The 16,503-nt window shown below is 41.4% G+C and carries 11 protein-coding genes and 1 pseudogene; 4 read left to right on the top strand and 8 right to left on the bottom strand.

Annotation, left to right across the window (positions count from 1 at the left end; translation table 11 throughout):
* Positions 1 to 281: 281 nt before the first annotated feature.
* On the bottom strand, positions 282 to 1,556 hold the full coding sequence (gene otnK / locus BM135_RS11590) for a 3-oxo-tetronate kinase (protein ID WP_092519874.1): 1,275 nt from the start codon (positions 1,554 to 1,556) through the stop codon (positions 282 to 284).
* Positions 1,557 to 2,385: 829 nt separating this feature from the next.
* Entirely contained in the window at positions 2,386 to 4,665 is a 2,280-nt protein-coding gene (gene metE, locus BM135_RS11585) for a 5-methyltetrahydropteroyltriglutamate--homocysteine S-methyltransferase (RefSeq protein WP_092519873.1), read from the bottom strand.
* A 108-nt stretch (positions 4,666 to 4,773) separates the two neighbouring features.
* Between metE and metR the strand changes: the two genes are divergently transcribed.
* Positions 4,774 to 5,730 (top strand): HTH-type transcriptional regulator MetR, encoded by a 957-nt coding sequence (gene metR, locus BM135_RS11580; protein WP_139204100.1) that lies wholly within the window; start codon positions 4,774 to 4,776, stop codon positions 5,728 to 5,730.
* On the opposite strand, the gene BM135_RS11575 is transcribed toward metR, so the two are convergent.
* The 3 genes from BM135_RS11575 to BM135_RS11565 form a co-directional block, all read right to left on the bottom strand.
* A complete protein-coding gene (locus tag BM135_RS11575; protein WP_092519872.1) occupies positions 5,615 to 6,514 on the bottom strand; it encodes a carboxylate/amino acid/amine transporter in 900 nt (299 codons plus the stop codon). The genes metR and BM135_RS11575 overlap by 116 nt on opposite strands.
* Before the next feature lie 22 nt (positions 6,515 to 6,536).
* Positions 6,537 to 8,186, bottom strand: coding sequence for a Na+/H+ antiporter (locus BM135_RS11570; RefSeq protein WP_092519871.1), 1,650 nt, complete (start codon positions 8,184 to 8,186; stop codon positions 6,537 to 6,539).
* Positions 8,187 to 8,448: 262 nt separating this feature from the next.
* A complete protein-coding gene (locus BM135_RS11565) occupies positions 8,449 to 9,795 on the bottom strand; it encodes an NCS2 family permease (protein WP_092519870.1) in 1,347 nt (448 codons plus the stop codon).
* 416 nt (positions 9,796 to 10,211) lie between these two features.
* On the opposite strand from BM135_RS11565, the gene BM135_RS11560 reads away from it, so the two are divergent.
* The 3 genes and pseudogenes from BM135_RS11560 to BM135_RS11550 all read left to right on the top strand — a co-directional run.
* On the top strand, positions 10,212 to 11,474 hold the full coding sequence (locus BM135_RS11560) for a DUF1479 domain-containing protein (RefSeq protein ID WP_092519869.1): 1,263 nt from the start codon (positions 10,212 to 10,214) through the stop codon (positions 11,472 to 11,474).
* A gap of 166 nt (positions 11,475 to 11,640) precedes the next feature.
* Positions 11,641 to 12,609, top strand: a complete 969-nt coding sequence (glk, locus tag BM135_RS11555) for a glucokinase (protein WP_092519868.1) — start codon at positions 11,641 to 11,643, stop codon at positions 12,607 to 12,609.
* Positions 12,610 to 12,888: 279 nt separating this feature from the next.
* A pseudogene (locus tag BM135_RS11550) lies at positions 12,889 to 13,168 on the top strand (nitrite reductase (NAD(P)H)); the annotation flags it as partial.
* Here BM135_RS11550 and BM135_RS11545 read toward each other — a convergent pair.
* The 3 genes from BM135_RS11545 to BM135_RS11535 all read right to left on the bottom strand — a co-directional run.
* Positions 13,152 to 14,342, bottom strand: a complete 1,191-nt coding sequence (locus tag BM135_RS11545) for an MFS transporter (RefSeq protein ID WP_092519867.1) — start codon at positions 14,340 to 14,342, stop codon at positions 13,152 to 13,154. The pseudogene BM135_RS11550 and the gene BM135_RS11545 overlap by 17 nt on opposite strands.
* 271 nt (positions 14,343 to 14,613) lie before the next feature.
* Entirely contained in the window at positions 14,614 to 15,816 is a 1,203-nt protein-coding gene (locus BM135_RS11540; protein WP_092519866.1) for an L-tyrosine/L-tryptophan isonitrile synthase family protein, read from the bottom strand.
* A 511-nt stretch (positions 15,817 to 16,327) separates the two neighbouring features.
* Positions 16,328 to 16,503, bottom strand: a 176-nt coding sequence (locus BM135_RS11535) for a transposase (protein ID WP_175486113.1), incomplete at its 5' end; no start/stop codon positions are given.

Here is a 16,503-nt window from a genome sequence, read left to right as displayed (position 1 = left end):
ATAGAAAGGAAATAGCTTTTTGGGAAAAATAGAAGGTTACTATCAAATACGGAAATATAAAATAACATCTCATCTATTTTATATTTTTTTAAAATGTATAGAAGTTTTTTGTGGATCGGTCTCTAGAGATACAACACTTACATGTACATTTTTCATTTCATAAATTTAGTTGCTATTAGTCAGGTATAACAGTGAGTGAATAAACCACATTATATGCTCATATATTCTTCCCTAATAACAAAGAATAAAAATCTATATCATCTGAGCTAAATGGTACCTTTTCATATAGGAAACATCTCCTGTGCATTCTGAAAGAAATCAAGCTCACCAAAATTGCCTGATTTCAATGCAAACCAGCAATCAGTATATGCATCATGTACCCAAGGAATACCGGGAGCAATAGATGCACCAATACTGAATTGGTTAATTCCCAAGCTCTGTACAACTTGAGCGGAAGTTTCCCCCCCCGCAACAATGAAAGTATTGAATCCCTGATGTCTTAGTTTTCTTGCAATTTCAGCAAAGAAACGTTCAATTGCATTACTCGCATCTATAACACCATACTGCTGTTGAATCATTTCCAACAATTTAGGGGGCTGTGTCGCATATAACATTGGTGCGAAACCATTCACTGGCTGCTGAGTAATCCAATCCATTAATGTATTGGTATATTCTGGATTATTGATACATTCACCTATATTTAATGATAAAGTGGGTGCAACATTTTTATACTCATTAACTTGCTTATTTGTCATAACGGAACAGCTTCCAGAAAGAATGACTGCCTTTCTGTCTCTAATAGATGGGACATTCCCAACTGCCGATACTGCCCATGTTTTCCCTGTATGGCAACAAGTAAGCGCAGCCCCTAAACCTGAGCCACCTGTTACCAAAATCATTTCTGATACTGCTTGGGCTATAAGCAATAAATCTTCCATCGTAACAACATCTACCACCGCATAACGAATACCACGTTGGCATAATGATTCCAATTGATAACAAATAGCCTCTTTTCCCTGGTGTACACAATGAAGATCGACTAATCCAGCTTCCCCTTTTGCTTGCTGTTCTATCAACCGCAGTAAGTTGGAATCTTTCATAGGAGTAACAGGATGATGCTGCATTCCACTTTCATTCAATAATTGCCCGTGAACAAATAAATTCCCGTTCAATACAGTCCGTCCATTAATAGGAAGAGCTGGACAAATCAGACTAATATCAACTTTAAGTTCATCCATCAAAGCATCAATAACGGGTCCGATATTTCCTTCCGATGTTGAATCGAATGTGGAGCAATACTTGAAAAATAGCTGCCGGCAACCTGCCTTATGTTGTAACCATTGACAAGATTTCAAAGATTGTTTCACTGCCTCATCAGCAGGACAAGAGCGACTTTTCAAACTAATTACAATAGCATCTACATCATCTGGAACAGATATGTTCTCATCTGGCACCCCTAACAACTGAGTGACTTTCCAGCCACCTTGCACCATAAAACTGGCGATATCAGTTGCTCCAGTGAAATCATCAGCAATCACTCCAAGTTTGATAGTCATAGTCATCTCTTTGGTAAATATGCATTTATGGAGAAAATTTCATCTCTTATTTGCTTTCTTTGACATATTCACGAATTTTTATCATATAGTTCACAATGCCATAAATGAAACTCAGTTCATCAGATATATTGTTCATATCCGTGAGAACAGACAGTAAAATTTTTGTATATTCGAATAAGGTGTGCAGCTATACAAAATAGATATTCAATTATTTTGATTTATTCAACTAATGAACTATTTTCACTTGTATGAAAAAATGTAAAGCTTGCACACCATTACTCCCAGACTACTAAGTAGACTTGAATTGGAATACTTGCTTATTAAAGGCAGTGCTACTCCTACTTCCATAGCTTACAGTCCTGCTATCTCTATTTTATTATTCATGAGGTTCCCTGGTGTTGTAAGACAATTTGTTACCTTTTAATCTTCACACAGTTCATTTCACAAAAAAACGATGAATATCACATTCATAACTTATATTTAATACTGATAAAATTAATTAATAATCTGAATTTAAAGGTTTTTTTATAAAGAATACAAAAATGCCATTTCACATACCAGTGTTAATCACATAAGAAAAACTACTTAATGTAAAATCTCCCATTATCTGGGATCAGGTGAACTTGAAATATTGTGCTACTGTAATAATTAAGTCTGTCATACATCTTTATCTTATTGATGGGTTTTGAGGAGCAGGGAGAAATTAGCGGGCTAATTGAAAAATAAACTGTTAGGGAAATGAATTACTTTTTACTCGTCTTTCACCCGCCACAGTGAATGAAATGTGGCGGGTTTCTTCAACTTAATTTAAGTTTAAACTGATGCTAAATTAACTAATTACTGAAGAACGCAGACGTTTTGCTGCTTCTACCATGTTTGCAAGTGCTTGTCTGGTTTCTGTCCAACCACGAGTTTTCAGGCCGCAGTCCGGGTTTACCCACAAACGCTCAACCGGAATACGGTCAGCCGCTTTGCGTAGCAATGCCTCAATCCATTCAACACTAGGAACGTTCGGTGAGTGAATATCATACACACCAGGCCCTATCTCATTTGGATATGAGAAATCTTCAAACGAATCCAACAGCTCCATATCCGAGCGAGAGGTTTCAATGGTAATCACATCCGCATCCAGTGCTGCAATAGATGGCATGATATCATTGAACTCGCAATAACACATATGGGTATGGATTTGAGTATCATCTTTCGCAATTGCTGCACTCAGTTTGAAAGCATCTACCGCCCACTCCAGATATTCCTTCCACTCTTCTCTGCGCAGTGGCAAGCCTTCACGCAATGCAGGTTCATCAATCTGAATGATGCCAATGCCAGCTTTCTGCAAATCATCAACTTCATCACGCAAAGCCAGTGCAATCTGTTTAGCAATGGTTTCACGGCTGACATCTTCCCTTGGGAATGACCAACAGAGAATGGTTACTGGTCCCGTCAACATGCCTTTAACTGGTTTATCAGTCAAAGATTGTGCATATGTCGCCCAATCTACTGTTATCGCTTCCGGACGACTAATATCGCCAATGATCACCGGTGGTTTCACGCAACGGGAGCCGTAACTTTGCACCCAACCATTTTGGGTAAAGACATAACCATCAAAGTGCTCACCGAAATACTCCACCATGTCATTACGCTCAGCTTCACCATGTACCAATACATCCAACCCCAGATGCTCCTGCTCTTGAATCGCCTGTTTGATATGTTCACTGATATTGGTTCGGTAATGTGTACTATCCACCCGACCTTTTTTGAAATCGAGACGCAAGCCGCGAATTTCTGTTGTTTGCGGGAATGAGCCGATGGTTGTTGTTGGCCACAACGGTAAGTTATACCGTTGGCGCTGAAGTCTGGCGCGCTCAGGATATACCTGATTACGTTCACTGTCCTGTGGCTTAATCGTCGCGATACGCCCAGCAACCGATGGATTATTCACCCTTGTGGAACTGCGACGAGCACGAATCGGAGCACTATAGGCATCAAGCTCAGCCTGTTTATTGCCTTCTGGCGCATTCAATGCTTGTGACAATAAAAAGAGTTCCGCACATTTCTGCAAGGCGAAAGCAAACCAGCTTTTCACTTCTTCATCCAACCCAGCTTCATCATTCAGGTCAATGGGGCTATGAAGCAATGAACAGGAAGTGCCGATCCATACATTTCTCTTATTTACCAATGGTACAACAAGCTGATATTTCTCACTCAAATCAGCACGCCAAACATTGCGGCCATTAATCACACCCAATGAAAGTAGCCAATTTTCCGGCAAAGATTTATCCAAATTCTCAAGAGAATCTTTCCCTGCAACCAAATCGATATGCAATCCTTGCACTGGCAGTGATTTTATCGTTTCCAGATTGTGGCCGATGCTATCGAAATAGGTCGTCAGCAATAATTTCACTTGTCCCTCAATTGATTGGTAAGCGGTGGAAAATGCCGCCAGCCACTCTTCAGGCAGTTCCAGTACCAACGCAGGTTCATCAATCTGTACCCATTCAATGCCACGTTTTGCCAACTCTGCCAGCACTTGCTGGTATACCGGAAGGATATCCTTTAACAAAGACAGACGATCAAAAAATTTGCCTTTTACCTTACCAAGCCATAAATAGGTCACAGGTCCCAAAAGAACAGGTTTTATTTTGTGTCCTAATGCCAGAGCTTCATCAACTTCGTCCAACAATTGAGTCCAACCCAGCTTAAATTCCTGCCCTTCCTGAAATTCAGGCACGATATAGTGATAATTTGTATTGAACCATTTAGTCATTTCCGAAGCCGCCGCAGGTGTACCTGTTGGTGCCCGGCCACGGGCGATACGGAACAGAGTATCCAGATCAATATTTCCATTTTCATTTTGATGACGCGGTGGAACATTGCCCAATAACAAACTAGTGGTCAATACTTGGTCATACCAGGCAAAATCACCAACGGGGACTAAATCAACGCCCGCTTCTTTTTGTTGCTGCCAGTGACGTGCACGTAATTCACGGCCTGTTTCCAGCAATTCCTGTTGGGAAATTTTGTCTGCCCAATAGTTTTCTTGCGCCTTTTTTAGCTCTCTTTTCAATCCGATACGTGGAAAACCTAATGTATGATTCAAAACCGTCATGTCGTCACCCATAAAATTTTAGCCGTCTAGATGTTTACACTTCTATAATCAACAGGTAGTGTATAAACCACAAGCGCAAATTATTCATAATCATCTTGAAGGTTTTTCATGATCGAAATAAAACATTTAAAAACACTACAAGCACTGAACCATTGCGGCTCACTAGCAGCGACGGCAAATTATCTGCATCAGACGCAATCAGCTCTTTCGCATCAATTCAGTGAATTAGAACATCGGTTGGGATTTAAGTTATTCATTCGTAAAAGCCAACCTTTGAAGCTAACGCCTCAAGGAGAGGTATTATTAAAGTTGGCAAATCAAGTCTTACCCCTGATTACAGCTTCCTTACGTGAATGCCATGAGCCGGAAGAGGCAAATTTACGCATTGCCATTGAGTGCCATAGCTGCATTCAATGGTTGACTCCAGCACTTAAGCGTTTTCGTGAAAGTTGGCCACAGGTTAATGTGGATTTCAAATCTGGCGTGACATTTGATCCCCAACCCGCACTGCAAAAACGCGAGCTGGATATTGTTCTGACATCTGACATTATTGCGGACAGCAATCTGCATTATACGCCACTGTTTGATTATGAAGTGAAGCTGGTGATTGCACCGGATCATCCATTGGCAAATAAACGCGATATTCGTCCACAAGATCTCGCTGCTGAAACTTTACTGATTTATCCTGTCCAGCGACAACGGTTTGACATTTGGCGGCGTTTTCTCCAGCCTGCGGAAGTGACTCCTACATTAAAAACTGTCGACAATACGCTATTGTTGATTCAAATGGTTGCGGCCCGATTAGGTATCGCCGCATTACCACACTGGGCAGTAGAAACATTCGAACGACAAGGGTTGGTTGTAACCCAAACGTTGGGAGAGGGATTATGGAGCAGATTGTACGCTGCCAGCCGTGAAGGAGAGCAACGTCAACCCGCTATTGATACATTTATTCGTTCTGCGCGCCAGCACGCGGTAGATAAGTTGTCGTTTGTGAAACAGGTTTCAGTATCCAGCGGTGGTGCACCCAAAGTGATGCAACAATCAGGCTGCCCCCAATGGTAAAACTCAGCCAGTCAGGGTGCTGCTGCCAAATTGCAAAATTGACTAACAAACCCGCCGGAACCAGCATATTATTCATAATTGCCAGTGTTCCGGCATCCACCTGAGTTGCCCCATAGTTCCACATAAAATAGCCAATACCCGACGCACCGATGCCTAGCCAAATCAGGACTCCCCACTGTAGCTCAGTTGTTGGCAATTTTTGCAGGTCACCAAACATCAACCAGCCAATGCTGGCGACAACACAAGCTCCCAGATAGAACCATGAAAATGCCACTTGCTGCGGGATCGGATGAACTTCCATCAAGCGCTTATAGCCAACCTGACCAACCGCAAAGAAAATATTTGCCAATTGCACTAATATCAGGCCAATCCAGAAAGATTCACTCAATTGGTCATAACGAATAATTGCTGCGCCAGCCACTGCCAATAAAGAACTCAGGGCATAACCCCAGCGCAGCCGTTGACGCCCCATCAGATCATAAATCAATGTGACATAGAGCGGCGTCATGATGGTAAATAGTAAAAATTCTGCCACCGTCAGATAGTGATAGGCATGAAATACAAATAAATACATCACACCAAGCTGACAGGCACCGACAGCCATATACAGTGAAATGATTTTCAGCGATAACCCACGCCAGCGCAAAAATGGTAAAAATACCATTGCTGCCAACATTACCCTGACAAGAACAGAAAACCAGCTATCAACCTGACCAGCGAGATAAACGCCAATCAAGCTAAATGAGGCAGCCCACAAGAATGTTGTGATCGTTAACAGCCACATAATTTATTAATTTTTTACCTTTTTATTGTCCTTTCCCAACTAAAAGCGCTTCTAGCAAATCAAGATCATGTAGCAACGTTTGTAGTGTTTCATTACTAATCTTACGGGTTGCACGCAGGTGATACAGCTCTCCTCGTTCAGCCCTTAATGCCGTCAAACGGAAACGACGCTCCAGCTCTTCAATCATCAGATTATGCTCGATTTCATCTGTTCCCGCAGTGCGACGCCGCAAATAACCTGTGACTCGAGAAGCAACCTCACTAATGACTTCAGCATCAAGCTGTTCTTCAGTACTGGTCGACAAACGTTCTTCCATCTTATTCATACTGACAATAGCAACCCCAGCCATTGCAGCTTTTGCCATTCTGATTTCATTGAGATCTGCCTGCTTATCACCTATCGTCATGCCACGCAGCAGTAAAGGTAACGCGATAACGCCCATAAAAAGAGAAAACAGGATCACACCCGCAGCAATGAAAACCAATAGATAACGTGCCGGGAACGACTCACCACTCGGCAAAAACAATGGCACAGACAGCGCACCCGCCAGCGTAATTGCCCCGCGAACACCAGCAAATGAAGCCAACCACAATTCACGGGTAGTATAGGAAGTAAACTCAATTGGTTTCTTCTTCATCAGTACCTTGCTGGTATTTTTCATCAGCCATAACCAGCTGAATCGCAGTAATAACAGCGCACAGTAAATGATTCCAACGGCAGCGAATAGCATCCAGGTTTCAACTTGTGGATCAAGCTCAGCCTCATGCACCGATGTTTCCCAGATACCCGGTAATTGCAGCCCCAGCATGATAAACACAAGGCCATTGAAGACAAAGGCCAGCATCCCCCATACGTTATCGGCACGCAGGCGCATATCCAATGGTGCATTACGGATTACACCCGCCTTACTGATAGTCATACCTGCTGCAACCGCAGCCAGAATCCCTGATACACCGATATGTTCAGCAATCATATAGGAGGCAAATGGCAGCAACATCATAAACATGATTTGAGTTGCGGGATCATCCCCACTCCAGCGACTCATCAGTCGTAGTGATTTACTGTACAACCATGTGACAGCGATACCCGACAACAGGCCACCAATCGCAACCTTGAAAAACTCTATCGTTGCGCCGGTGACAGTAAAGACCATCGTTCCCATGGCAATCGCCACGGCAAATTTCAGAGCCACCAGACCAGAAGCATCATTCATTAATGCTTCCCCTTCCAGCACGCTCATCATATTTTTAGGAATGCGTCCTTTTCCAACAATCGAGGATAATGCCACCGCATCCGTTGGTGACAATACAGCCGCCAGTGCAAAAGCAGCAATAAGTGGGATACTTGGCAATAACCAATGGATCAAATAACCAATGCCAACAACCGTCACCAATACCAACACTAAAACTAAGACAACAATTTCACGTCCATGCTGGAAAAACTCTCTAGTCGGCGTTTTCCAGCCATCAACAAATAACAAAGGGGGGATAAGTAAAACGAGGAATAGTTCAGGATCAAAATGAACATGTAAACCAAAATGAGGCCAGGCCAGCAAAGCCCCCATTGCTATTTGCACAATGGGCAAGGGGACACGGAAAGGAATCATTTTAGTAAGAACACCAGAAATTGACACCACCAAAATCAAGATCAAGATAGTAAAGAATATTTCCATGTTACCCTTACAAATTGCCAAAAATCCGTCGATAAAAAGATTGTGACTGTTTTTTATCATTAATAACAGCGCTAATAACTATAAATATGGCAGTTATTAAAGGAAATCAAAAAACAATCACATTGTGAATCAATGATCATTGACCCATTTATATATTTTATACTTATCGGCGAAAGTGTGTTGAGAAATTAGCACATTTTAGATGTATATATAAGGGATGGAAAGAATGCGCAAACCCCATCGTTTGCGCACGCTATTTTAATCAAATGGCCCAATTTCCGGCATAAAATACAACTAATACGATGGCAATAATAACCGTACCAATGTTAAGTTTACGCCATTCACCAGAAAAAATACGTCCAACAACCAGCGCACTGAATCCCAGCATAATACCTGTCACGATGTTACAAGTCAGTACGATAAATACAGCACACAACAAACCTGACATCGCATCAACAAAATCATCAAAGTTTAGCTTTCGCACATTACTCAGCATCAATAACCCGACGTACATCAAGGCGGGAGCCGTAGCATAGGCAGGCACCAGATACGACAGCGGGGACAAGAATAAAATCAACAGGAACAAAATACCAACAACAGAGGCAGTTAAACCCGTCTTACCACCAGCCGCGGCTCCTGCGGCGGACTCAATATAAACCGCAGCAGGGGAAGAGCCGATAGCTCCTGCAAAAATACTACTGACAGAATCTGCTGTCAGTGCCTTGCCGCCATTAATGATTTGACCTCCCTTATCCAATAAATTCGCCTGCCCCGCTACGGCCCGAATTGTTCCCGTCGCATCAAATATTGCTGTCATGACCAATGCTAGAACACTGGGTAATACCATAGGCTGCAAAGCACCCATAATATCCATGCTGAGCATCAGGGACAGGCCATCTTCTTTTAAGGTAGGAAACTTAAAAAATCCTTGATATTTAACGGCTGGATCAAAAATCAAGCCGATAATAGAAATCGTGACAATCATCAGTAAAATACCGCCCAGCACTTTCTTCCGTTCCAGACCGATAATTCCTGCCAGCCCCAATAGCGTCATCACCACGGGGAATGAAGTCAGTGAACCAAAAGAAACAGGTAAACCTACATGTGGATTCCTAACCACCAGACCAACACCATTGGCTGCAATCAATAATAAAAACAACCCGATGCCAATACCTGTTCCATGTGCAATGCCCATTGGCATATTACGCAAAATCCACGCCCGCACACCCGTCACTGAAATTATTGTAAATAAGCACCCCATAAGGAAAACCGCACCGAGTGCCACAGGAATACTTACCTGCTGCCCCAATACCAAGCTGAATGCGGTAAACGCCGTCAACGAGATCGCACAGCCGATCGCCATTGGCAAATTCACCCACAATCCCATCAATAACGAACCGAGACCGGTCACTAAACAAACAGAAATAAACACGGCAGTATGAGGAAATCCGGCTTGCCCAAGCATTCCCGGAACCACAATAACGGAATAGACCATCGCCAAAAATGTCGTTAACCCAGCGAGAATTTCCTGACGTACCGTTGATCCGCGTTCAGTAATCTTAAAATACCTATCGAGTTTGCATTGAGTTGGTGCCTGCATACCAGACATGTTTTTCCCCTGCTTTTGTTGAATATATCGCTTTAAAATCTACTGCTTCTCTCCCCCGTTTCACCTGACAAAAATCTAACGAAAACGATTACGTCACTGGACAAAAAACGCCGTGCTGTACTCACTGGTTCAGCCATTCATTTACGCAATCGTTTGGCTTTCAAGGCAAAAAAATGGTGAGAAAATTTGAGGCGGATGATTATCCGGTGAATCAGGGCTAAGAATCAAGCGATAATCACAAATTTTGTGCTGGAATCTTAGAGTATTTATGTGAGATTTTGTGCATCTAACAAAAAAGTGATAACTACGGTTCGGGCCTGTTACATCAAAAAGTAAATAGTTTTAAAGAATAAACAGTTTTAAAAAGTAAACGGTTTAAAAACTACACTCATCATGATGAACAAATAGGATCTGCTATGAACACATCTTTTATCTCTGCCCGCTTTCCTGATAATTACCGCCAGAATATCCGTCAAATGAAACAAGCCATGCGCAAGCAAATTGGTAATGTCGAAGGTTTGTTCAAACAAGTTTGCGATAAAATAGAACAAGAGCTCGCAGCGGCTCGGGAAGATGAAAAGAATACAGGCAGCGCTTGGCCTGAAATCCACTTATATGATTTGGCAAAAAATCGAGTCACAGCAGCCACGATACAAAAGATTAAACGTCGAGGATGTTTAGTAGTCAGAGGAAATTTTCCCCGTGATACTGCACTTGCGTGGGATAATTCCATGCTTGATTACCTTACGATCAATAATTTTGATACCGTTTATCAAGGCACTGGTGATAACTATTTTGGCAATCTTGAAGCATCTCGTCCGGAAATTTATCCCATTTACTGGTCTCAAGCACAGATGCAGGCCCGACAAAGTAAAGAAATCGCGCAGGTACAATCTTTTCTCAATCGTCTGTGGAAATTTGAATCAGGTAACGAATGCTGGTTTGATCCTGATACCAGCATTATTTACCCAGACCGCATTCGCCGCAGGCCACCGGGCACGACATCCAAAGGGCTTGGTGCCCATACTGATTCTGGGGCTTTGGAACGTTGGTTACATCCTGCTTACCAAAAAGTGTTCAGACATATTTTCAATAACCAATTTGCAGAATACGATCCTTGGGATGCGGCGCATCGTCCAGAGATAAATGAATACGAGCTGGATAACGTAACCCGATGCTCTGTTTTTCGCACCTTTCAAGGCTGGACGGCGCTATCAGATATGGCGTTCAATCAGGGATTGTTGCACGTCGTTCCCGTACCAGAAGCAATAGCCTATCTATTGTTACGGCCTTTACTACATGATGTACTAGAAGATGAACTTTGTGGTGTAGCTCCCGGCAAGGCGCTGCCAACTTTGGAAAAATGGCACCCTCACCTCATTAATGGGCTATGCAGCATCCCTTCTTTGCAGGCAGGGGATTCTGTCTGGTGGCACTGTGATCTTATCCATTCTGTTGCTCCTGTGAAAAATCAGCAAGGCTGGGGAAATGTGATGTATATCCCTGCCGCTCCTCTGTGTGACAGAAACGTAGCTTATGCGCATAAGGTGGCAAAATCGCTTGAAGATGGCACATCCCCGACTGATTTCCCCCGAGAAGACTATGAAAAGAACTGGAAAAACCGTTTTATTGCTGGCGAATTAACTCTCATTGGCCGACGTGGTCTTGGCTTGAATTAAGCAGCTAACCTAGCACTGATGGCTCTGTCTGTGTTAGGTTCCCTGAAATATCGATATATTTTTATGCGGCCTTCACGCCTGACCTTGTGTAAAATCCCCTCAATTCGGCTTTTGACTGGTTCATTAGGATATAGAGCGTTTTGTAAGACTTAAGGAGAGATATACCATGACAACTTACGCCCTGGTAGGCGATATCGGCGGTACAAATGCACGACTGGCATTATGTGATGTGGATACTTGGCAACTGAGCGCAGTCGAAGTCTATCCCTGTGCATATTATGCATCGCTTGAAATTGTTATCCGTCAGTACCTGAAACAGCAAAACTGTGAAGTCAATTATGGTTGCATCGCCATTGCCTGTCCGGTGACGGATGATGTTATCAGCATGACCAACCACAGTTGGCGTTTTTCCGTTAGCCAAATGAAAGCGTCTCTGGGATGGGAACGTTTTGAGGTGATTAACGATTTTACCGCTGTTTCCCTCGCTATTCCGGTTCTGGGAGCTGATGATGTGATTCAGATTGGTGGAAAGCAACCTCAAGCCAAGCGTCCCATCGCGGTTTATGGGGCAGGTACTGGATTGGGTGTCGCCCATCTCATTTACACAGGAAACCAATGGATAAGCCTGCCCGGTGAAGGTGGTCATGTAGATTTCGCACCGGACAGCGTAGAAGAAGATCATATGTTGAGTGTACTGCGGGAAGAATATGGCCATGTCTCTGCCGAACGTGTCCTTTCCGGGCCTGGTTTGGTGAATATTTATCGTGCTTTGATGAAGTTGAACGGTCAACCAGCAGAAGAACTTACCCCTCGCGATATTTCCGACCGTGCACTGAGCGGAAATTGCCCTACCTGCAAACAGACGTTGGAACTCTTTTGTTCAGCATTAGGGCGCTTTGGTGGAAACTTGGCGCTGAATATTGGCGCATTTGGTGGCGTGTACATTGCGGGTGGGATAGTCCCACGTTTCCTAGATTTCTTCCAAAAATCAGGCTTCCGGCAGGGATTTGAAAGCAAAGGCCGATTCACAAACTATTTGCAGGATATTCCCGTGTATCTGATTACCCATGATAAACCGGGGTTATTGGGCGCAGGTTCTTATATTCGCCAATCGTTGGATAAAGAAATTGGATAAATATATTGGGTAAATAACCTCAATATATTTATATCTACTCATGCTATTTATTTGTTTGATTTTCTGCTGAAAAATATAAGTGATATTTAGCATGGGTGTATTATACATAGAACACCTAGCCGAAGGCATACATGCAACTAATTTGAATATCTTGATGCAAGATAAACGCAATGAAATAGTTAAATGCAGAAGTGAAGAGTAAAATCGATTTTACATTTTGTTAAATGATTAAAAAGTACTGCCAGTCACTTTTATTAATACTGATCTTTAATGATATTTTGGCTGGAAAATATGGAAGGCGGGATAGATTATCTCCGCGCAGTTATTATTGATGACAAACTCGGACTGAATAACCAGCTAGAGCAGGATATGGCTGAACTAAGAACTACAGTCGTCTGCGAATGGCAGCAAACCTGTTAATGATCCTCATACGCCGATCCGTTTTTCCCACTTTATTAACAGTACTGAGCATGACCCCAATATTCAGATGATCGCAGAGCGGGCGCAACATCGACCTGCACACCCACAGGAGAGAATTACAATCAGGCTGATTTCTTAAAAACATTCGATACCAAAAGTACACGAATGAAAAGTAATACAATAGTCAGCAATGTCATCATTATTACAACAAAAATCAATCCCTTCCAACCAAGTGCCTCGTAAATTCCCCCAGATGCAAGCGCGAATACAGTTGATACCGAGGCCAGAAGAGTTTCACTCGCCCCTTGAACACGGACTTTATTGATACCATCAGACATACTGTTAATAATATGAGTTCCCCCTAAGAACATAAGATTCCATCCTAAACCAGCAAATATCAAAGGAACGCTTAGAATAACCATCTTTGTTTCACTCATAAGCCCTATCAGGAAACCGACAAGATAAAGGAAAGTCCCCAATAAAATAACCTTATTCGCCCCCATTCTTGGTATGAGCATACCAGTGATAACACCGGGAGCGAACATTGCTACAAGATGAGCACCAATTAACATACCCGTTTCTGAATTCCCTAATCCATAGCCTATAGAAGCAATCGAAGCAGCGGACATGACTATCATCATAATTGCATGACCCAACACCATTGCCGAAATTCCAAAGAACAAATGACGATTTGTAGCAATAGATGAGAATCCTGATGTTTTACCAACGTCAGACTCTGTTTGATTCATTGAACGCCCAAGACCACCATCAAGTGGAGCGAAAGCAAGAATCGCACATCCGCCAATAACGGATACAATCATGTATATCCCGATAAACGGAAGATCAAAACCCAGACTATCTCCTTTCCCATAAAGCTCGCTTCCAATAATCACCCCAATAATTCCGGAAGCCAACAGTAAAGAACTTGCTATTGCTGCTCGGCTCTTTGAGACACTTTCCGCCGCGGCATACCGAAGAAAATTAATACCAATCATAGAGATGCCAATCAAGAAATGACCAACGAGCAGAAGCATAAAACTGTCTATATAAATAGCAGCCGCTGAAGCAAGCCCACCAAATATCATTGCTATACTGGCCAGAATAAATCCGGTTCTGCGGCTGTAACGTGCCGTTAAGTTCGAAAACGAGATTGAACAGACACTTCCGGCAACCATTTGTATCGCAATAGGTAATGTCGCAAGCCAAGCCAATGGGGAAAGATACAGACCTGCTAACCCTCCAACGGTAAAAAGTAGTGGCACCGCACTCTCTAATGCGATATTTCCCAAAATAATTAAAATAAGGTTACGCATGGATAGCCCTCTAATTCCATTCATTGCTACTTCAACAATTTTCTGGTGAACTTCCGTATGTGATACTTAATAACTAAACATCAATTTCTAGCTACGTCAGCAAGTACAACAAAAGTACTATATAGCATTTAAAATTTATGTTATTTAATAAATTGGTATATTTTGACCTTGTTATACTTGCTTTAGTTTATCACCTCATTTTTTATTTATCTTAAGTATTTATACATCAGGTTATAATATAATTCTCTTATCCTGGTTTCTGCTAAAAATTTTATTTTTGTAAAAAATTCGCCATATTCTCCAAAGTATCGACATCTACATAAAAATCACTCACTCCCCGATCATTAATAACCCTTAGCCGCTTACCATGCTGGTGAATTTCTTGTTCAATACTCATCCGCCAAACATTATTCCGATTTTCAATAACTGCAATTCCATGATAAGGAAGATGGGGTGAATGACTCTTATAATCAGGATATATCCTGACACCAATTGATGGTATTGTTTTATGATGGATAGTAGCTCGGATTGCATTAGGAAATATATTTTTTTCCCATCGGATAGCGGCCATTGCTTCTTTCATAGCTCTATAATGAACAAAAGCTGTGTGAACTCTATCCATGATTTGACGCTTTATCTCGGAATCAGGGAAAATAGAGTCACAAAATATAGCCTTTTTTTGAGCATATGTCAGAGATAGATCTGATATATTCACAGTACTTCCAACACTTGCATTGAAACGTATTGCTTCCTCATGACTAATTCCAAAAGATGGATTCAATGTAAAAATTTTCAGATGTTCTGATAAAGCATGGTCATAATCATCCTGAAATAATGAAACTATTTCGGATATATCGAGAATATTAACTATCTCATCAATTTTTTTTGCTTGGGTAAACTCTTCCAGATCCTGTATATATTTTTCTGCCGCGGCCATAGGATCCCCAAAAATCCCAGCATAGAATGTAGCATCCGAAAGGATTTTGAAACGTATTCTGACCCCTGTATTTTCCTCAAGATAGGTTGAAACTTTCGCAAGATGTAGCAAAGACACCTCTTCTGCCATAGTCAAAGAGGTAATATCATGTCTTTTTTGCCAATTACTAATAACACAGAAAACAGGAAGAAGAATATCTATTTCTCTGTTCTCATTTATACTAGATTTGATCTTCTCTAACGTTTCTAAGCAGGATGAAAAAATGGTTCGGGAATTAAACTGAATGACTGGGTGATTGAGATAATCCCGAACTAGAACGTGCAAAGGATAGTTTTTCTTTCGCTTCTCTTTCCACCACTGTTCAGGTGGCAATGTATTAGAAACAGAACACTTATCAAGTAATATTCTTCGTAAATCTGATGAAATCAGATGACTATTAGACATCATATTAGGTTCATATTCTGGCCACCCAGACTGGCCGAACATTATTGAATCTTCGATGATGGAACCGTTTGTACTAACAGATATATTTCTCAATTTATCCTCCTAAATAATTATAGGTACATCTCGTAAAAATGTATGGATTTTTGAATAATTCTGTATTTAGGTTCTAATTCTCTTTTACCATCTATAACGAACTTTAATCTTTAATACTAACCAAGTTAGTTCCTGATTATGCAATCAGACACATTTGTCTAATATTTTTCAGCATGCCTTTCCCAGCTCCTTTCGATTCCTGAGGAAATAGGATAACGCTAGAACTGAGCATTGACATAAAGAAGAATAATGAATAATAACAAATAATACCTATATCATTATTTGAACAATGACACTTATCATTTGTTTAATCATTTATTTCTTAAATATTATAAAAATAATTTTGCTTAACAAGGATTAAAAAACTAAATGCACAGAAAAAATGAAATATATTTTTATATCTGAATAAAATTTAAAAACAATAGATCATTTTGGGGAACTTAATTCTATTTTTTTAATATCATTAATTATCAAATACTCGCGACGGGGATAATATTATGTAACTAAGTGCTCAAGAAAAATTAATTGCAAATTGATCACCATAACCGTCCAATAAAGTATTTAGCTCATCCTCCATTGTATCCTGAGTCCGGGTGATAAAACGTCGCCAGTGATATTTGGCTTGTTTCCAGATGATTTCAATCAGATTCAGCTCGGGGCTGTAGGCAGGAAGATAAAGTAAAAGCA

It is taken from the genome of Xenorhabdus japonica, assembly GCF_900115195.1.
In the GTDB taxonomy this organism is placed as follows: Bacteria; Pseudomonadota; Gammaproteobacteria; order Enterobacterales; family Enterobacteriaceae; genus Xenorhabdus; species Xenorhabdus japonica.
This window is presented reverse-complemented; position numbering and strand designations above follow the sequence as displayed.